Source organism: Actinoplanes derwentensis, assembly GCF_900104725.1.
GTDB lineage: Bacteria > Actinomycetota > Actinomycetes > Mycobacteriales > Micromonosporaceae > Actinoplanes > Actinoplanes derwentensis.
Genome location: NZ_LT629758.1, coordinates 3,944,662 through 3,962,908, shown reverse-complemented (window position 1 = coordinate 3,962,908; position 18,247 = coordinate 3,944,662). Strand labels below are relative to the sequence as shown.

16 protein-coding genes are annotated in these 18,247 nt (G+C 68.7%); 11 read left to right on the top strand and 5 right to left on the bottom strand.

Annotated features, from left to right (window positions below):
* Positions 1–21: 21 nt before the first annotated feature.
* A complete protein-coding gene (locus BLU81_RS17565; protein WP_092557238.1) occupies positions 22–1,203 on the bottom strand; it encodes a LolA family protein in 1,182 nt (393 codons plus the stop codon).
* 119 nt (positions 1,204–1,322) lie between these two features.
* On the opposite strand from BLU81_RS17565, the gene BLU81_RS17560 reads away from it, so the two are divergent.
* The 4 genes from BLU81_RS17560 to BLU81_RS17545 all read left to right on the top strand — a co-directional run bounded on the left by BLU81_RS17560 (position 1,323) and on the right by BLU81_RS17545 (position 5,558).
* The gene (locus tag BLU81_RS17560) at positions 1,323–2,270 is read left to right on the top strand and encodes an intradiol ring-cleavage dioxygenase (RefSeq protein ID WP_092545662.1); all 948 of its coding nucleotides are present in this window, start codon (positions 1,323–1,325) and stop codon (positions 2,268–2,270) included.
* Between the two features lie 54 nt (positions 2,271–2,324).
* On the top strand, positions 2,325–2,996 hold the full coding sequence (locus BLU81_RS17555) for a response regulator transcription factor (RefSeq protein WP_092557236.1): 672 nt from the start codon (positions 2,325–2,327) through the stop codon (positions 2,994–2,996).
* A complete protein-coding gene (locus tag BLU81_RS17550) occupies positions 2,997–4,340 on the top strand; it encodes a sensor histidine kinase (RefSeq protein ID WP_092545661.1) in 1,344 nt (447 codons plus the stop codon).
* Positions 4,341–4,502: 162 nt separating this feature from the next.
* Positions 4,503–5,558 carry a glycoside hydrolase family 26 protein gene (locus tag BLU81_RS17545; RefSeq protein WP_231954615.1) on the top strand — a complete coding sequence of 352 codons (1,056 nt, stop codon included), beginning with the start codon at positions 4,503–4,505 and terminating at the stop codon, positions 5,556–5,558.
* Positions 5,559–5,623: 65 nt separating this feature from the next.
* Here the strand turns inward: BLU81_RS17545 and BLU81_RS17540 are convergent, their stop codons facing one another.
* From BLU81_RS17540 to BLU81_RS17530, 3 genes are all read right to left on the bottom strand, one after another.
* Positions 5,624–6,985 carry a family 43 glycosylhydrolase gene (locus tag BLU81_RS17540; protein WP_092545660.1) on the bottom strand — a complete coding sequence of 454 codons (1,362 nt, stop codon included), beginning with the start codon at positions 6,983–6,985 and terminating at the stop codon, positions 5,624–5,626.
* 15 nt (positions 6,986–7,000) lie between these two features.
* Positions 7,001–7,777, bottom strand: coding sequence for an NPP1 family protein (locus tag BLU81_RS17535; protein WP_092545659.1), 777 nt, complete (start codon positions 7,775–7,777; stop codon positions 7,001–7,003).
* A 115-nt stretch (positions 7,778–7,892) separates the two neighbouring features.
* Positions 7,893–9,506: a sensor domain-containing diguanylate cyclase gene (locus tag BLU81_RS17530; protein WP_172890566.1), complete on the bottom strand. Its 1,614-nt coding sequence runs from the start codon at positions 9,504–9,506 to the stop codon at positions 7,893–7,895.
* Positions 9,507–9,631: 125 nt separating this feature from the next.
* Between BLU81_RS17530 and BLU81_RS17525 the strand changes: the two genes are divergently transcribed.
* From BLU81_RS17525 to BLU81_RS17505, 5 genes are all read left to right on the top strand, one after another.
* On the top strand, positions 9,632–10,486 hold the full coding sequence (locus BLU81_RS17525) for a glycoside hydrolase family 43 protein (protein ID WP_092545657.1): 855 nt from the start codon (positions 9,632–9,634) through the stop codon (positions 10,484–10,486).
* 12 nt (positions 10,487–10,498) lie between these two features.
* Positions 10,499–11,518 carry a glycoside hydrolase family 5 protein gene (locus tag BLU81_RS17520; protein WP_231954614.1) on the top strand — a complete coding sequence of 340 codons (1,020 nt, stop codon included), beginning with the start codon at positions 10,499–10,501 and terminating at the stop codon, positions 11,516–11,518.
* Between the two features lie 127 nt (positions 11,519–11,645).
* Positions 11,646–13,019 (top strand): cellulase family glycosylhydrolase, encoded by a 1,374-nt coding sequence (locus tag BLU81_RS17515; RefSeq protein WP_092545656.1) that lies wholly within the window; start codon positions 11,646–11,648, stop codon positions 13,017–13,019.
* Between the two features lie 107 nt (positions 13,020–13,126).
* Positions 13,127–13,477 carry a PadR family transcriptional regulator gene (locus BLU81_RS17510; protein ID WP_092545655.1) on the top strand — a complete coding sequence of 117 codons (351 nt, stop codon included), beginning with the start codon at positions 13,127–13,129 and terminating at the stop codon, positions 13,475–13,477.
* Positions 13,474–14,835 carry a permease prefix domain 1-containing protein gene (locus BLU81_RS17505; protein WP_092545654.1) on the top strand — a complete coding sequence of 454 codons (1,362 nt, stop codon included), beginning with the start codon at positions 13,474–13,476 and terminating at the stop codon, positions 14,833–14,835. The genes BLU81_RS17510 and BLU81_RS17505 overlap by 4 nt, the downstream gene beginning before the upstream one ends.
* 4 nt (positions 14,836–14,839) lie before the next feature.
* Here BLU81_RS17505 and BLU81_RS17500 read toward each other — a convergent pair whose 3' ends face one another.
* Positions 14,840–15,817: a helix-turn-helix transcriptional regulator gene (locus BLU81_RS17500; RefSeq protein ID WP_092557232.1), complete on the bottom strand. Its 978-nt coding sequence runs from the start codon at positions 15,815–15,817 to the stop codon at positions 14,840–14,842.
* An 87-nt stretch (positions 15,818–15,904) separates the two neighbouring features.
* Between BLU81_RS17500 and BLU81_RS17495 the strand changes: the two genes are divergently transcribed.
* Positions 15,905–16,609: an SDR family NAD(P)-dependent oxidoreductase gene (locus BLU81_RS17495; RefSeq protein WP_092545653.1), complete on the top strand. Its 705-nt coding sequence runs from the start codon at positions 15,905–15,907 to the stop codon at positions 16,607–16,609.
* A gap of 14 nt (positions 16,610–16,623) precedes the next feature.
* On the top strand, positions 16,624–18,243 hold the full coding sequence (locus tag BLU81_RS51545; RefSeq protein ID WP_092545652.1) for an acyltransferase: 1,620 nt from the start codon (positions 16,624–16,626) through the stop codon (positions 18,241–18,243).
* Positions 18,244–18,247: the final 4 nt, after the last annotated feature.

The following is an 18,247-nucleotide window of genomic DNA, read 5'->3' as shown; positions in this document are numbered from 1 at the left end:
GCCTCGCCGGGGTGAAATCTGTTACGCGGCGGCCTTGTACAGCGCCTCCGGTGTCACCGCGCCGGCCAGAACCCGGCCGTCGTCGGTGAGCAGCACGGTGAAGAGCGAACCGCTCAGCAGCCGGCCGGTGCCCCAGGAACCGCTGACCTTCTGGAACGTGCCCAGGAAGTCCTCGGCCATCTTCGCGGCGTCGGCGCCCTCACCGGACTCCGACTTCGCGTCGCCGGTGACCTTCTCCAGCTCGGCCTTGCTCGGGCCGCCCTCGGTCACCAGGATCGTCGTCCAGCCCTCGCCGACGACCTTGAGACCGTCACCACCCTTGCGGGCCTCCGTGAGGGCCTTCTCGGCCTCGGCGGAGTCCGGCTTGCCCTGGTGCTCCAGAGCCGCGGCCGGAGCGGTTCCCTCTTCGACCTTCGCGCCGGGCGGCGGGTTGAACGTGAACTGCTCGTCCGCCGGGACGTCGAAGCTGATCTGCTCGAACGCCACCCGGAACGCCGGTTTGGTGGTGTTCTTCGCGTAGACGTCGACCCGCAGCGGGATGTGCTCCTGCGCGTCGATCGCCAGGCGCACCTGCCCGACCAGCGAATCGGTGTCCTTCGGGCTGAGCACCAGCTCGTAGGCGTCCCGTCCGGCCACCTGGGCCGCGCCGGTCGTCGTCACCGCGGTGGTCGGGTCGATCGCCGCGAGAGCCGCGTCGGCGGCCGCCTGCGGTGTCGTCGGCACCTCACTGGCCGGCGCTTCCTGCTTGTCGCCTGCCTTGCCGGCCGGCAGCTTGAAATGGGTGCCGGTGTTCGCCGAGCTCTCCCACACCCACACGTCGGTGCCGTTGCGGATGACGTCGGTCTCGCCGCTCGTCCCGAGCAGCGCGAACCGGGCCTTCTGCTCACCGGCGTACCACACGCGGGCGGTGTTGCTGCCGGAGATCAGGCTGGTCAGCCCGCCTGATCCGGAGCCCTGAACGTTCCCGAGCAGCCCCGCGATGCCCGGCAGCCCCAGGTCGGAGCTCTGCACCACGGTGCCGGAGAGCCCGTCGATCTCGGCACCCTGCAGGTCGACGAGTAGTTGAGCGGCACTGCGCTCGGGCAGTCCCGGTTCGGCGTTCGCCACGATCGTTCCAGCCGCCGCGCCGCCGCCGATGACCACGATCGCCGCAGCGGACGGAACCAGCCAGCGCAGTGCAGGCCTGGACCTCAGTACGGACACGATGTCCACCTCCCGAATCTCTGTGTCCCATCGTGCCGTGGGCCCGCTGTGATCCGGCTGAGAGCTCCCCCTAGGGGATCAGCGGCAGATAGGATTATTCAGGACAAAAGGAGATTCAGATGACTATGTACGAGGGCCGTGAGCTGCCCAAACCCGACGAGGAAGTGTTCGACCAGGGCCTCGGCTTCGACCTCGGGACCATGCGGCGCCGGCAGGTGCTGCGGGCGTTCGGGATCGGGGCGGTCGCGCTCGGCCTGGCCGGCTGCGGTGGCGAGGAAGAGACACCCACCACCACCAGTACCTCCGCGGGGACGTCCAGCACCGCGCTCAGCGAGATCCCGGACGAGACCGCGGGCCCGTACCCCGGTGACGGGTCGAACGGCCCCAACGTGCTCACCGAGAGCGGCGTGGTCCGCAGTGACATCCGGTCCAGCTTCGGTGACGCCAAAGGCGTCGCCGAGGGCGTCCCGATGACGATCACGCTGACCATCAAGAACCTGGCCGAGTCGGCGGCGGCCTTCGCGGGGGTGGCTGTCTACCTCTGGCACTGCAACCGGGACGGCGACTACTCCCTCTACTCCACCGGCATCACCGCCGAGAACTACCTGCGCGGCGTGCAGATCGCCGACTCGGCCGGGAAGGTGACCTTCACCAGCATCTTCCCGGCCTGCTACAGCGGACGGTGGCCGCACATCCACTTCGAGGTCTACCCCGACCAGGCGAGCATCACCGAATCCACGAACGCCGTCGCCACCTCGCAGGTGGCGTTGCCGAAGGACATCTGCGACGAGGTCTTCAAGCAGACCGGGTACGAGGACTCGGTCACCAACCTCGCCCAGGTCTCGCTCGACTCCGACAACGTGTTCGGCGAGGACTCCGGGGCCCTGCAGTTGGCCACCGTCACCGGGGACGTGACCAGTGGGTTCGCCGCCTCCCTGGAGGTCGGGGTGGACACCACGACCACACCCTCCGGCGGGGGAGCGGCACCCGGCGGGGGAGGGCCCAGCGGCGGCCCGGGCGGGATGCCACCGAGCGGTGGCCCCGGTGGTGCGCCGCCGAGCCGCTGAGAACTGCCTGAGAGCCGCTGTCGGTGCCGATGATCCGCGTGCCAAGGTGTGGGGGTGCGGTTGCTGGTAGTGGAAGACGAGGCGCGGCTCGCCGCTGCGCTGCGGCGTGGCCTGCAGGCCGAGGGTTTCGCGGTGGACATCGCCGCTGACGGACAGGACGGCCTGGAGATGGCCCGCCACGGCGGGTACGACGCGATGATCCTCGACGTGATGCTGCCGCGCCTGTCCGGCTACCGGGTGGTGCGGCAGCTCCGGGCCGAACGCCACTGGCTGCCGGTGCTGATGCTGAGTGCCAAGGACGGGGAGTACGACCAGGCCGACGGCCTCGACTGCGGCGCCGACGACTACCTGACCAAACCCTTCTCGTACGTGGTGCTGCTCGCCCGGCTGCGGGCCCTGCTGCGCCGCGGTGCCCAGGCCCGCCCGGTGGTCCTCGCGTTCGGTGACGTCGAACTGGATCCGGCCGAGCGCCGGGTCCTCGTCGGCGGCGCGGAGGTGACCCTGACCGCGCGCGAGTTCGCCCTGCTGGAATACCTGATGCGCCGCCCCGGACAGGTCGTCTCCAAGACCGAACTGCTCGACCACGTGTGGGACGCCGCCCTGGAGACGGCACCGAACGCGGTCGAGGTCTACGCCGGCTACCTGCGCCGCAAGATCGGCCGCGAGCGCCTGGAGACGGTCCGCGGCGCCGGTTACCGCCTCGCCATCGTCACCCCGGCCGGCTAGATGCTGCGCCGGGTCAAAGAGCTGAGCCTGCGGGCCCGGCTCCTGCTCGTCTCCGCCGCCGGGCTCACCCTCGGCCTGGCCGCCGGTGGGGTGCTGCTGGTGACCGTCCTCGGGTACGCCCAGATGCGCTCGGTGCACAGCGAGGCGATGACCACCGCCCGCGGCGTGGCGGCCCTGGTCGATCAGGGTTCGCTGCCCAACCCGATTCCGGTTCCCCCCGGCGTGCAGGTCCAGGTCATCGACGAGAACAACGCGGTCCGTGCGGTCTCGGCCACCGCCGACCGCCTGGTGCCCCTGCTGTACCAGCGTGAACTCGCCGGCCTGGCGGACGGCGACAGCCGCCGCATCCCCGGCGAGCGGATCGGCTACCAGGGGGAGGCCCGGGTCGTGCAGATCACCGCCGGCCCGCCGACCGCCCCGCTGCGGGTCCTCGTCGCCCAGTCCACCGACCAGGTCACCCAGAGCGTCCGTGTCCTGCGGATCACCCTGCTGATCGGCTTCCCGCTGCTGATCATCCTGCTCGCGCTCGGACTGTGGCGGGCCCTCGGCGCGGCACTGCGCCCGGTCGACGCGCTGCGCTCCGGCGCCGAGGAGATCACCGGCGGCACCCGGGCCGGGCGACTACCCGTTCCGGACGGCCGCGACGAGATCCACCGCCTCGCGGTGACCCTCAACGACATGCTGCACCGCCTGGACTCGGCCCGCGCCCGGCAGCGGGCCTTCGTCGCCGACGCCGCCCACGAACTGCGCAGCCCGCTGACCAACATGCGCACCGAGTTGGAGGTCGCCCAGCACCTGCCGGACGACACCGACTGGCCGGAACTCGCCGAGGACCTGCTCGCCGACGTGCAACGGCTGTCCCGCCTCGTCGACGACCTGCTGCTGCTGGCCCGCTCCGACGAAGGCGTGATCACCACCCGCCTGGAGGAGATCGACCTGGCCCAGTTCGTCGGGGAGGCCGCCGAACGCTATCCCGACGTGGTCTTCGACGACCCCGGCACACCGCTGCCGGCGCTGGCTGAACCGGACACCCTGGCCCGGGTGATCACCAACCTTCTGGACAACGCGGAGCGGCACAAGCGATCCCGAGTCGGTGTTCGGGTCTTCGACGTCGGCGCGGCACTCGTGGTCGAGGTGGCCGACGACGGTCCCGGCATCCCCGAGGCCGACCGGGAGCGCGTGTTCCAGCGGTTCACCCGGCTCGACGACGCCCGCGCTCGCGACGCCGGCGGTTCCGGACTCGGCCTTGCCATCGTCCGTGAGCTGGTGCGCAGGCATCGCGGTTCGGTCACCCTCGGCGACGCTCACCCCGGCCTGCGAGTGGTGGTACGTCTTCCGAAATAGTTCTTCAATCGGCTCGCGGGCCGCCGATCAACCGGGTCGAACAGGTCCGTGGAACCCGCAACCGAGCGGCACCGGAACGGGCACTGGACCCGCAACCCCCGACCTGGAATCTCTATCCCATGCCCGGCCGACATACGCCGGACAAACGGGGGAGACAATTTCTTGCGACGTGCCAAGCTGCCGATGTTCCTGACAGCTCTGACCGCCGTACTCGCCGGCGCCGGTGTTGCTCTGATGGGTTCCGCCGCGCAGGCCGCTCCGGCTGCTCCGGCTGCTAAGTCGAAGTGCACCACCGACGCGAAGCTCGTCCCGACCTGTGGCGTCCTCTGGGGCGGCGCGGCCGGCGGTTTCACCAGCAAGCCCCGGGACCTGGAGCACAAGAACTGGGAGAAGCTGAGCGGCCGCACCGCGACGATCTTCCACACGTACCACAAGGGCGACGAGCCGTTCCCGACCAAGGCCGAGATCGCCATGACCCAGGACCCGGCCAAGCCCCGGGTGCTGCTGCTGAACTGGAAGATCGCGTACGGCTCGAACTGGGCGGCGGTCGCGGCCGGCAAGCAGGACAAGCGGATCGACACGTTCGCCAAGCGGATCAAGGCGTACGACAAGAAGGTCTTCCTGGTCCTCAACCACGAGCCGGAGAACGACGTCAAGCCGCGCAAGGGTTCCGGCATGCAGGCCAAGGACTTCGCCGCGATGTACCGCCACACCATCCAGCGGCTGCGCGCCCAGGGTGCCGACAACGTCGTGAACGTGCTGGCCTACATGGGCAACGAGAAGTGGATGGCGCAGTCCTGGTGGAAGGACCTCTACCCGGGCGACGACGTCATCGACTGGATCGGCCTGGACTCCTACGTCTCGGTCGAGAAGGGCTACTACCACTACGGCGCGTTCGGTGACCTGCTCGACCGCAAGCCCAAGAACGGCGGCCTCGGCTTCTACGACTGGGCGACCACCAAGCACGCGAGCAAGCCGCTGATGATCGCCGAGTGGGGTGGCTACCACCGCATCGGCAAGACCGGCGACAAGGCCGCCGTCTACAACAGCGTCCTGTCGCAGCTGGCCAAGCGCCCGGCGATCAAGGCGATCGTGCACTTCGACACCAAGCACGACGACCAGGGCAACCGTGACATCAGCATCGACAGCACCAAGGCTTCGCTGGCCGCCTTCCAGAAGCTGGCCGCCAACCCGATCTTCAACGTGAAGATCGGCTGACCTGACGACGAGCCGCCATCCCGACCCCGGGTGGCGGCTCGTCGCGTTTGTCGGCGATGTCTTTGTCAGGAGATGTCGATCGCGTCCAGTTCGGCGAAGGCGGCGCCCTTGCCGTACGAGACGGTGTTGGTTCCCGCCTTCAAGGTCACCGGGCGTTCGCTGATCTGCCAGTTGTCCCAGCCGGTGACCGGGTAGTCGACGGTTCCCGCCGCGGCGCCGTTGACGGTCAGGGTGTGGGTGGCCGGTTCCGAGCCGTTCGCGAAACGGGTGTACAGCCGGTAGTCGCCGGCCCTGGGCACGTGGACGGTGAAGGCCACCCGGGTGTCGGCGAAGTCGATCCCGCCGACGACCACACCGTTGCTGGCGCCGCCGGCCGCGTACCGGGCGTTGGCCCTGGTGAAGTTCGCGTCCTCGGCCTCATAACGGATCTTGGCGCCGTCCACGACCGGCCGGCTGCCCTGCCAATCGAGGCGCTGCGAATACATCGCCCGGTAGGTGAAACCGGCGTTCCAGCCGTGGAAGACGATCCGGTCCCGGCCGTCCGGACCGGTCACCACGTCCTGCCCACCGGGCCCGCGCACCGATCCGGCGAACGCGTCGGTCGTCATCAAGGGCACAGCGGCTTTGGTGTACGGACCCCGAAGGCTCGCCGCCGTGGCGTAACTGCTCACGTAGCTGCCGTTGCCGAAGAAGTTGGCGGAGTAGAAGAGCACGTACACCCCGTTGTGCTTCCACAACGTCGGCGCCTCGACCAGAGTGCCCTCGAACGGCTTGTTCTGCTTGATCAGCGCGGTCTCCGCACCGGTCCGGCGCAGCCCGTCCGCACTGACCTGCTGCAGGTGCAGCCAGGTGTCCTGGGCGCAACAGTTGCCGTCGTTCTTCCACAGCATGTAGCGGCGGCCGTTCTCGGCGAACGAGGAGGCGTCGATCGCACCGCCGGTCTCCGGAGTGCAGACCAGCGCGGTGTCCCGGGGCGTGAACGGACCGCCCGGCGCGGTGGCGGTGGCGGCACCGATGCACTGCTTACCGGAGGCCCGGTCGTGCGCGGTGTACCACATCACGAAGCTCTTCGGCCCGGTCGCGAACACCTCCGGCGCCCAGACCCCGCGGTCACCGGATCCGCCCGGCGGGAACGACCAGTCGGGATCCACCCAGGCGCCCAGCGTGGGCAGCGCGTCGGTGCCCTGCACCGCCCAGGTGACCAGGTCGGTGGAGGTGGCCCAGGTGATGTTCCGGCCGTCGCTGTTGGTGGCGTAGGCGTAGTAGGTGCGGCCGGACTTCATGACGTCCGGATCGGCGAAGTTCTGGTCGATGACCGGCCCGGCGGTTGGTGCGGCCGACGTGACGGCCGGTGTGACGTTCGGTGTGACCTTTGGGGTGATCAGGCCGGCGGCCAGGGCCAGACCGATCGCGATGCGCAGGATCATCACAGCTCCCCGGGATCAGGCGTACGCATTGAACGGGATGCCGGCCGGTTTGGCGGCGTTCAGCAGGTACTCGAACGAGCCGTCCTTGATCTTGATGGTGGCCGAGCCGAAGTCAGCCGTCATCAGCCGGTCCCGCAGCGCGACACTGGGCCAGCCGTTCCAGTCGACGAGCGGCGGGTAACGCCAGTTGTGGTAGTGGTTCTCCGGCGGTTCGTCGTTGCTGTTGGCGAGCCGGAAGAAGTGGGTCGACGCGCCGTCCTTGTGGTAGACGATCTTCGGGTGACTGCCGTCGAAACGCACCTGCGAGCGGCTGTAGGTCTTCTGTGAACTGTGCTGAGTGGTGCTGACGTACTCCACCTGGTTGGTTGCCTGGTTCACCCAGGAGATGACGTGCTCCCAGTCGTGCCGGTGCCCGCCGAGCCCACTGCCGGCGACCGCCTGGTCCTTCTCGAAGTAGCCGGCGTAGACGATCGCACACCAGCCGCTGTCACATTTCGACCGCGCGTAGGTCTGCGAGGCGTCCAGATCCCACTGGTCCCGGCAACTGCCGTTGACCGCCCCGGTGGTCTTCAGCCCGCCGGCTAGCGTCCCGTCCGGCCCGATGGCGGAGGTGGCGTAACAGCCGTCGGTGTCATAGTCGAACGCCGGCGAGAACGACTGCTCCAGCCCACCCGCGTTCTGCGGCAGATTCGGCGGCGGATCAGCAAAGGCGGGCGAGCCCGACACCACGAGAAGGAACACGGCGAGGCCGGACACGGCCCCGATCCGGGCTGGGGAACGGAAGCGAAGCATGACTGATCTTCAATGCCTCGAAAGGGATCGGTCAATGCTCCCCGGTTCCGGAACCCGGGAGCAGCCGGTTCATATGCCGGTTATGTAGATCCCGTCTACGTAGATTCCATCTACCTCAACGCTGAGTGGCGAGGTCTCCGGTGCGGGAGCGCTTTACCGCGTACATCGCGGCGTCGGCCTGGGCCAGTAGGTCGTCGGAGTCGCCGGAGCCGTAAGGGGACCAGGCGACGCCCAGGCTGGCGTGGGGGATCAGGGTGTTGCCGCCGATTCGGACGCGGGCGGTGCTCAAGGCCGTGAGCAGGTCGGCGCCGATGCGTTCGGCGTGGTCGCGGCCGGTCACGTCGCGGCAGACGGCCACGAACTCGTCGCCGCCGATCCGGCCTACGATCGCGCCGGGCGGTACCGCGCTGCGCAGGCTGACCGCCACGTGGCTGAGCAGCAGGTCGCCGGCGGCGTGGCCGTACCGGTCGTTGATCGGTTTGAAGGCGTTGAGGTCCAGGAAGATCACCGCGGTGCCGGCGTGCGGATCGTCGGCGTCCAACGCCTCCCGGAGCGCGGTCATCGTCGCGGCCCGGTTGTGGCAGCCGGTCAGCGCGTCGAAGGTGGCCTGCCGCCACAGACGTTCGCGCAGCAGGGCCTCCTCGGTGACGTCCGCCAGGCAGACGATCGCGCCGGTGACGGTGCCGGCGTCGTCGGTCAGCGCCCGCAGGTTCGCCCGGATCCGGCGGCTTCCGGCACCCGGTTCGCGATGCCCGTACTCGAAATCGGTGTCCTTGCCCGTCAAGACCCCGGACAGTGCCTCGGCGACCACCGGGCGGTCCATCGGCTCGGCCAGATCCAGCAGCGCCTCCGTGAGCGGGCCGCCGACCTGGGCTTTCACCTGCTGGGCGGCGCGCTCGTTGAGGAAGGTGATCCGGCCGTCGTGGCCGGCCTGCAGAATCGCGAGGGGAATCGTCTCGGTGAGCCGGCGCATCAGCTGTTCGGCGGCCCGGACCGCCTCCTGCGCCGCCATCTCGTCGGAGATGTCCAGCATCTCGGCGACCACCCGAGGATCGTCCGGGTCGTTGAGGAAGTTGTGGTTGGTCACCTCGAACCACACGGTGCGCCCGTCGCGGTGCAGGTGGCGCAGCCGTACCCGGCGGGCTGATCCGGATGGGGTGCCCAGCATGTCGACCCAGCTGGCGATGGCCCGTTCCTGGTCGTCGGGGTGGACGAGGCCGAGGGTGCGCTCGCCGGTGAGTTCGGCGGGGGTCCAGCCGAGCAGGGCGGTGATCTCGTCGCCGACTTCGATGACCACCGAGATCTGGTTCTTGACCATCGTGACGTGCCGGGGCCGGACGTTCTCGGGGCGCAGCGTCTGCTCGGCGGAGAGCGTCGATCCGCTGATGATGCCGAGGTAGACGCCGAACCGGTGGGAGGCGTCGATGAAATGGATCCGCGTCTTGTCGTCGGGTGCCGCGCTCAGGCGCACCCGGCAGCCCGACACCCCTTCGACGACGGCCTGGGTCCAGGAGTCCACGACCAGCCGGTGATCCTCGGCGACGACCAGCCCGAGCATCGAGGACACGCCCTCGACGGGCCGCATCCCGAGTTCGTCGACCTCTGGGGGCATCGGCACGAACAGCCCGGTCGGCCCGATCGCCGAGATGAAGGCGTCCGGATACTTCGCCACCAAGGCGGCGAGTACGGCGTCCCGGTCGTCCGGTTTCATCAGCTGTTTGTCGGCCACACAGCTATCCATCGACGGCCGGGCCGCGATCTGAGACTTTTTCGACGATGTTCGGTTGTGAACGGGTCTGAGCGGGCGTGCTCGGTTCGTGGACTTGTTTCGTTGCGGTGAACATATTTCACCTCATGCGTGCTCGTGTGTTTGTCGCGTTGATCGCACTCTTTCTCGGCGGGCTGGTCCTGCCGCAGCCGGCCTCGGCGGCCACGCCCCTGATCTACGCCACCTTCAAGGGCGACGGGGCGGCCGACCAGGAGCTGTGGATCTACCAGTCCACCGACGGCGGCCTCAACTACAGCGTCTTGTACGACACCAACTTCCGCGGCCCGACCGGAGTCCTGCGGGACCCCAGCATCATCAAGCGGGGCAGTACGTACTTCATCGCCTACACGTGGCAGTCGTGGACGACGAACTCGACGTACTTCGCCGTAGCCCGCAGCACCGATCTGCTGAACTGGACGAACATCGCCACCGTCCCCTCCGGGATCAGCAGTACCAAGTTCACCTGGGCGCCCGAGTTCTACATCGAGGGCAGCACCGTCTACGTGATCACCAACGTGGCGCAGACGACGTGCTCGGAGTGCTTCCGGCCGTACGTCTACACCGCGCAGAACACCGATCTCACGTCGTGGAGCGGCCCGCAGCAGATGTGGGGTCTGGGCACCAACCACATCGACGCGTACGTGGTGAAGTCCGGCAGTACCTGGCACTCGTTCGTCAAGAACGAGACCACCAAGTACATCGAGCACTGGACCAGCACCGACCGGCTCACCGGCGGCTGGATCAACCGGGGCAACCTGTGGGCGTCCGGTTACGAGGGCCCGTCCCTGGTCCGCCTCGACGACGGCCGGTGGCGCATCTACGTCGACAAGTACACCAACGGCGGCCTGTGGACCGCGACCAGCTCCGACCTCAACACCTGGACCGGTCTGAGCGCGGTCGGCTGCTCGGGCTGCCGGCACGGCACCGCCATCCCCCGTTGATTGGACATCCCCATGACACCGCTACGCCGCCTTCTCCTCGTCCCCCTGGTAGCCGCCCTGACCGCGCTCGGTGGAGTCGCCGTCACCTCGTCCCCGGCGGCCGCCGCCACCAACTCGTTCCGTGGAGTCAACTGGGCGGTGCTCGGTGACAACTTCAGCACCGGGCCGCTGGTGATCTCCGGCCTCAGCTCGTCGGACAGTTACGCGACGGTGCAGGCCAAGGCCAACGCGCTCTACGACGACATGGCCACCATCGGCGTCAACACCGTTCGACTGCCGATCAACACCCACACCGTCGGTACGGCGTGGTGGAGCGCCTACCGGGGTGCCATCGACGCGGCCACCGCCCGTGGCTTCAAGGTCATCCTGGCGTACTGGGAGGACGGCGCGGCCTCCGGCGGCCGGATCACCAACACCGCCGCGTGGAACACCATGTGGTCCAACGTGACCTACCTGTACGGCGCGAACACCAACGTCTACTTCGAGCCGATGAACGAGCCGCACGGCTACACCTCGGCCGAGTGGCGCAACGTGGCGGCGGCCTGGATGAGCTACCACTACTCGGCGGTGCCGGCCCGCACCCTGATCGGCGGCACCGGTTACAGCCAGGACCTGCGCGACGTGTGCAACGACAGCCGGTTCAGCGGCACGCTCCTCTCGTTCCACCACTACGCGTTCTTCTACACCGCGATGACGTACGACGCGTGGCGCACCCACGTACAGACCCGCCTCGGCAACTGCGCGTCCCGGGCGGTGGTGACCGAGTTCGGCGCCCCGATGTCGACCGGCCTCAACTACGCCGACGCGGCCAGCACCGACAACTTCGTCCGCCACATCCGCGCCGTCACCCAGGTGATGCGGGACAACCAGATGGGCGGCACGTACTGGCCGGCCATCGGCGGCAAACCCACCGGCACCTCCGGGTACGACTACTACTCGATGTTCGCCCTGTCCGGCTCCGGCACCAACTTGAACCTGACCGTCCGCAACACGTCGGGCAAGGACCGCCTCCGCTACGGCTGGGGCCTCTGACCTGATCGTCGCCGCGGCGGGGCGCCGTCCCGCCGCGGTGGGCTGTCCGCTGCGTCGGCGGACTGGACAATAACTGTTAACGACCTTAATAATTTGACCTCCGTCGATCCCCGCGCGGAGGAGTCTCATGCGCCGCACCCGTTCCCTTGTTCTGTCCCTGGTCGCGGCGGTTGTCGCCGCCGGGCTCACCCTGCACGCCGTCAGCCCGGCCAGCGCCGCGGCCACCACTGCCAGCTTCGCCGAAGTGTCCGACTGGGGCTCGGGCTGGCAGGGTGAGTACACGATCACCAACGGCGGTACGTCCGCCCTCACCTGGCGGGTCGAGTTCGACCTGCCGTCCGGCACCGGGCTCGCGTCCTACTGGGATGCGCTGCTCACCAGTTCCGGGCAGCACCACACCTTCACCGGCCGGTCCTGGAACGCGAGCGTCGCCCCCGGTGCCTCGGTCACGTTCGGTTTCGTCGGCACCGGCTCCGGAGGCCCGGCCGGGTGCAAACTGAACGGTGTGTCCTGCACCGGTACGACCACACCGACGACTGCACCGACGACCACCACGCCCCCTTCCGGTGTCACCCCGGTAGCCAGGAACGGGCAGCTCAAGGTGTGTGGCCGACAGCTCTGCAACGCGCAGGGCAAGGCGATCCAACTGCGCGGCATGAGCACGCACGGCCTGCAGTGGTACTCCAACTGTGTCAACGACGCCTCGCTGAACGTGCTGGCGAACGAGTGGAACGCGGCCGTCCTGCGAATCTCGATGTACATCCAGGAGGGTGGCTACGAGACCGACCCGGCCGGGTTCACCGCCAAGGTCAACGACTACATCGAGAAGGCGACCGCCCGCGGCCTGTACGCGATCGTCGACTGGCACATGCTGTCGCCCGGTGATCCGAACTTCAACCTGGCGCGGGCCAAGACCTTCTTCCAGCAGATCGCGGCACGGCACAAGGACAAGACCAACATTCTGTACGAGATCGCGAACGAGCCGAGTGACGTCCACTGGGCCTCGATCAAGTCGTACGCCGATCAGTTGATCCCGGTGATCCGAGCCCAGGATCCGGACGGTGTGGTGCTGGTCGGGACCGAGGACTGGTCGTCGCTGGGCGCCTCCGGCGACGGGCAGGGCGTGTCGAGGATCCTGGCGAATCCGGTGAACGCCGCGAACATCATGTACACGTTCCACTTCTACGCGGCCTCGCACGACGACTACTACCTGACCACGTTCCGGGACGCGATCGCGAAGCTGCCGATGTTCGTGACCGAGTTCGGCACTCAGCAGGCCACCGGTGACGGTGGCAACGACTTCGCCCGGGCCCAGCAGTACCTGGACCTGATGGCGCAGTCCAAGGTGAGCTGGGTGAACTGGAACTACTCCGACGACATGCGCTCCGGCGCGGTCTTCACCGAGGGCACCTGTGCCGCCGGGGCCTACGCGGGCACGGCCCGTCTGAAGCCGGCCGGCGTCTGGATCCGTGACCGGATCCGCACACCCGACGACTTCTGACCCCCGCCCGCGAAGAGCCGCCCCGCCGATCGGTGGGGCGGCTCTTTACCGCCCTTGATACCTAGAACTACTATGCCTCGTACTTCTAGGTATGGAAGGAGGCGCCCGTGCGGGTGACCAAGGATCTGGTGGCCGCCTCGGCGACGCCGATCGTGCTCGGCATCCTCGCCGACGGCGAGAGCTACGGGTACGCCATCCTGCGGCGCATCAGCGACCTGTCCGGTGGCGAACTGGACTGGACCGAAGGTTTCCTCTACCCCCTGCTGCACCGGCTGGAGCGTCTCGGTCACGTCGAGGCGTACTGGCACGCGGCGGCCGGGGAGCGCCGCCGCAAGTACTACCGGATCACCAAGCAGGGCCGGGCCGAACTGGCCGAACAGCAACGTCAGTGGCAGACCGTCGTCGAAGCGCTGACACAGGTCTGGCCCCTGCTCATTCCTCGGGAGGGCATCGCGTGACCGTCACCAACGGCAAGGACGAACTGGAGGCCCAGTTCGCGCAGTGGCGGGAGTACGTCCGCCGCCGCCCGGAGCTGGTGGAATCCGACGCCGACGAGCTGGAGGACCACCTCCGGAACTCCGTCGACGAACTGGCGACTCTCGGGCTGGACCGTGACGAGGCGTTCCTCATCGCGGTCAAGCGGATGGGTGGCCTGGACGACCTGTCCCGCGAGTTCGCCCGCGAGCACTCCGAACGGCTGTGGAAACAGCTGATGTTCACCGGCGAACCCGGCGACCCGGCGACGAAGAACCGGTCCCGGCGCGATCTGATCGCGATGCTCGTCTGCGCGGCCGGTGCCGCCGTCACGATCAAGCTTCCGATCCTGTTGGGGGCGAGTGACGAGTTCTACGGCACCAACGCCGCCCTGCTCGCGCTGCCCTGGCTGGCGGCGTTCCTGCTGTGGCGCCGCCGCCCCGCCACCTGGGTGTACGGGGTGCTGACGGCCCTGTTCGCGGTGGGTGCGGTCGCGGCGAACGCTTACCCGCTCGGCGAGGACTCCCAGTCGGCCGGGATCGTGATGACCCACCTTCCGCTGGCGTTGTGGCTGGTGGTGGGCCTGGCCTACGTGTCCGACGACCTGCGCTCGTCACGACGGCGGATGGATTTCATCCGCTTCACCGGCGAGTGGTTCGTCTACCTCGTACTCATCGGTCTCGGTGGTGGGGTTTTCGTCGCCTTCCTGTACGGGATCTTCAACGCCATCGGCATCGAGGCCGACGAGGTGATCAGCGAATGGGTCGTGCCCACCGGGATGGTGGCCGCGACGGTCGTCGCCGGATGGCTCGTCGAGGTCAAACAGGGTGTCATCGAGAACATCGCGCCGGTGCTCACCCGCCTGTTCACCCCGCTGTTCACCGTCGCGCTGCTGGTCTTCCTCGTCACCGTCGGCTGGAACGGCCGGGGCATCGACATCGACCGGGAGACCCTGGTGATGTTCGACCTGCTGCTCGCGGTGGTCCTGGGACTGCTGCTGTACTCGCTGTCGGCCCGGAACCCGCAGGCGCCGCCCGGACCGTTCGACGTGATGCAGCTCGCCCTCGTGGTCAGCGCCCTGGTCATCGACGCGCTGGTGCTCTACATGATGACCGGCCGGATCGCCGAGTACGGCACCACCCCGAACAACGTGACGGCACTCGGCCAGAACATCGTTCTCCTGGTCAACCTGACCTGGTCGGCGTGGCTGCTGCTGGGCTTCGTCCGCCGCCGCACCGGCTTCGCGGCCATCGAGCGCTGGCAGACCGCATACCTGCCGGTGTACGCCGTCTGGTTCTGGACCGTCGTCCTGGTCCTGCCCCCGCTGTTCAGCTTCCGCTGACGGATCAGAAGGGGACGGTCTCACCGTCGAGTGCCCAGGATCCTCTGGGCACTCCGCCCGGCGTTTCGCCGCCGTCGTGAGCAACACCAGCGGCCCGCCTCATTGTCGACGGCATTGCGCTTGTCGCCGGCATCGCGCTTTTGCCGGATAGCCCCTGGACGCCGATCACGTTCAGCAGCCGGAGCCGGTCGGCGGCGTCGCTGCCGGGCGCGGCCGAGTAGGCGACGATCCGCACGTCGCTGCCGGGCACGGTCAGCAGATCGCAGTCGACCACGAACGTGCCCACCTCGGGATGACGGACGGTCTTCTGGTTCGACTCGTGGACACCGACCGCCCCGCTGTCCCAGAGCCGGGTGAAGTCGTCGCTGGCCATCCGCAGATCCGTCACCAGGGCCCGCAGGCCCGGGTCGGCCGGATAACGGGCGGCCGCCGCGCGCAGGTCGGTGACCATCGCCGTCTGGAACGCGGCACTCAGCTCGGGAGTGTGCCGGATCCGGCTCGGTACGGCGGTGAACGACCGCCACGCGATGTTGCGCTCCCGCCCGCCCAACGCCGACAGATCGCCGGTCAGGGCCGCGGAGAGCGGGTTCCACAGGATGACGTTCCATGCGGCGTCGCACACGGTGAGCGCGACACCGTCGAGCTGGTCGAGCAGACGGTGCACGCCCGGTGGGATGTGTGCCGTGATCTGGCCCCGCCCGGGTGGTGCCTGACCGGCCAGAACATGCAAATGCTCGTGTTCGGCGGGTGACAGGCGAAGAGCCCGGGCAAGAGCCGCCAGCACCTGTACGGACGGTGACGTGGACCGGCCCTGTTCCAACCGCACCACGTAGTCCACCGACAGCCCCGCCAACTGTGCCAGTTCCTCACGCCGCAACCCGGCCGCCCGGCGCACCCCGCTCGACGGGAGACCCGCTTCCTGGTGCGTCGTGCGATCCCGCCAGCTCCGCAGGGCCCGGCCGAGTTCCGGTGATCCGCTCACGTCATCCAGTATCACCTCGTCCCGAGCGAATAGCCTGGTACCAGCAGTCCCTGGTTGAGCCCGCCCCGCCGACGAACCATGGATCGCATGACGACCACACTGATCACCGGAGCCAACAAGGGTCTCGGCTTCGAGACCGCCCGCCAGCTGATCGAGGCCGGGCACACCGTCTATGCCGCGTCCCGCGACGCCGACCGGGGCCGGGTCGCCGCCGACAAGCTCGGCGCCCGCTTCGTCCAACTGGACGTCACCGACGACGACTCGGTCCGGGTCGCCGCCGAGTTCGTGCGTGCCGACAGCGGCCGCCTCGACGTGCTGGTCAACAACGCAGGCATCACCGGGGTCGGCAAACTCGGTGAGCGGATCGCCGAGACCACCGCCGCCGACATGGCACACGTCTTCGACACCAACCTCTACGGCCCGGTCCGGGTCACCAACGCGTTCCTCCCCCTGTTGCGGGCCGCCGAGTCACCGGTGGTGGTCAACGTCAGCAGCGGCCTCGGCTCGATCGCCCTGTGCACCGACCCGGAGCGGGTCGAATCCCGGGTCAACGTGCTGGACTACACCTCGTCGAAGACCGCCCTGGTCATGGTCACGACGCAGTATGCCAAGGCCTTCCCCGCGATCCGTTTCAACGCGGTCGACCCCGGCTACACCGCCACCGACCTGAACGGCCATTCCGGCCCGCAGACCATCGAGGAGGGCGCGGAGATCCTGGTCCGGATGGCCACGATCAGCGCCGACGGCCCGACCGGCGGCTTCTTCGACAGGCATGGATCAGTCACCTGGTGATCTAGGGTGCTCCTATGGGGAGGGACTTCGACTACTCACCGTGGGACTTCTGGATCGAGGCGGGCGAGGAGGAGCAGACCCGGCAACATCTGGTACGGGACCAGCTCAACGCGCTGCCCGGCCACCAGATCGCGACGGGCTGTTTCGTCTCCGAGTTGGCGTCGGTGCGCAACGACGCACTGGTCCTGGGCCCACGCACCTATGTGGCGGCGGGCGCCTACCTGACCGGAACGGTCCGGGCCGGGCGGGACTGCTCGATCAACGCCTACACCGTGGTCCGCGGCCACGTCGAGATCGGTGACGCGGTCCGGATCGGCGCCCACACCTCGATCCTCGGCTTCAACCACAACATGACCGACCCGGACGTCGAGGTCTTCCGCCAGCCGCTGACCAGCAAGGGCGTCACCATCGGCGACGACGTGTGGATCGGCTCGCACGTGGTAGTGCTCGACGGCGTCACGGTCGGCGACAAGGCTGTCCTCGCGGCCGGCGCGATCGTCACCAAGAGCGTGCCATCGGGCGCGGTCGTCGCCGGAAACCCGGCCCGCGTGATCAAATGGCGCGTCCCGCCGACGTTCCACCCGGAAGCGTCCCGGCCGTCCGGGCTCGCCACCTTCGCGGCGGCCGTCAAAGCAGACGCGGTCCGGATTCTGGACCGTTGCTTCGACGGTGACCTATTCGTGGACACGCCCGGCGCCGCGCCTACGGTCCGCGCCCAGTGCGACGCCGTCGAGATCGCCGACCTGTTGCTGGGAACGGCTCCACCACAGCTTCCCGCCGAGGCCCAGCGGGACCGGCTGCGCGGCTGGCAGAACCCGGTCACCGGCCTGGTCGCAACATTGCAGCCGGACGCCTCCCGCAGCCCCGGCCCCGAGCTGGGCCTCCGTCAGCCCGGCTTCACTGATCCGGACGCCGGCTATCACGTGCTGGCCGTCGGCTACGCGCTCGACCTGCTCGGAAGTTCCTTTCAACATCCGATCCGGCTGGTGGAGACGGCTGGCATCGCCGAAGCGCTGGCGAAACTGCCCTGGGAGAGCGGCGCGTGGCACGGCGGGCACTGGGTCGACATCCTCGGCACGGCCCTGCACTGGAATCGCCGGATGGGCGAACCCACCGGTGCCGAGGCGTTGTTCGGCTGGCTGCTGCTCAACGCTGACCCGCGTACCGGGATGTGGGGTTCGCCGCGCCCGGACGACGGTCTGCTGCAGATCGTGAACGGCTTCTATCGCGCGTCGCGGGGCACGTTCGCCCAGTTCGGGCTGCCGCTGCCCTACCCGGAGCGGGTGATCGACACGGTCCTCGCGCACGCCGGGGACACCCGTGTGGTCCGCCCGGACCGGCAGAACGCCTGCAACATCCTCGACATCGCCCACCCGCTCTGGCTCACCCAGTCCACCGGCCACCGCACACCCGAGGTGCGAGCCCTGGCCGGGAAGCTGCTGACCGACGCGCTCGGCCACTGGGCCCCGGGCCAGGGTTTCGGCTTCCACCCGTCCCGAACCCCACCCGGCCTGCAGGGCACCGAGATGTGGCTGGCCAGCATCTGGTTCCTGGCCGACCTGGCAGGCACCGCCGACGACCTGGGCTACCGCCCCCGAGGCGTCCACCGCCCCGAACCATGGACATCGATGTAGAACG

What these genes read in the sequence shown, in the direction of transcription:
- BLU81_RS17560 (WP_092545662.1), top strand. Translation starts at nt 1,323, where the DNA reads ATGACTATGTACGAGGGCCGTGAGCTGCCCAAACCCGACGAGGAAGTG.
- BLU81_RS17550 (WP_092545661.1), top strand. Translation starts at nt 2,997, where the DNA reads ATGCTGCGCCGGGTCAAAGAGCTGAGCCTGCGGGCCCGGCTCCTGCTC.
- BLU81_RS17540 (WP_092545660.1), bottom strand. Translation starts at nt 6,985, where the DNA reads ATGATCCTGCGCATCGCGATCGGTCTGGCCCTGGCCGCCGGCCTGATC.
- BLU81_RS17535 (WP_092545659.1), bottom strand. Translation starts at nt 7,777, where the DNA reads ATGCTTCGCTTCCGTTCCCCAGCCCGGATCGGGGCCGTGTCCGGCCTC.
- BLU81_RS17525 (WP_092545657.1), top strand. Translation starts at nt 9,632, where the DNA reads ATGCGTGCTCGTGTGTTTGTCGCGTTGATCGCACTCTTTCTCGGCGGG.
- BLU81_RS17520 (WP_231954614.1), top strand. Translation starts at nt 10,499, where the DNA reads ATGACACCGCTACGCCGCCTTCTCCTCGTCCCCCTGGTAGCCGCCCTG.
- BLU81_RS17515 (WP_092545656.1), top strand. Translation starts at nt 11,646, where the DNA reads ATGCGCCGCACCCGTTCCCTTGTTCTGTCCCTGGTCGCGGCGGTTGTC.
- BLU81_RS17495 (WP_092545653.1), top strand. Translation starts at nt 15,905, where the DNA reads ATGACGACCACACTGATCACCGGAGCCAACAAGGGTCTCGGCTTCGAG.
- BLU81_RS51545 (WP_092545652.1), top strand. Translation starts at nt 16,624, where the DNA reads ATGGGGAGGGACTTCGACTACTCACCGTGGGACTTCTGGATCGAGGCG.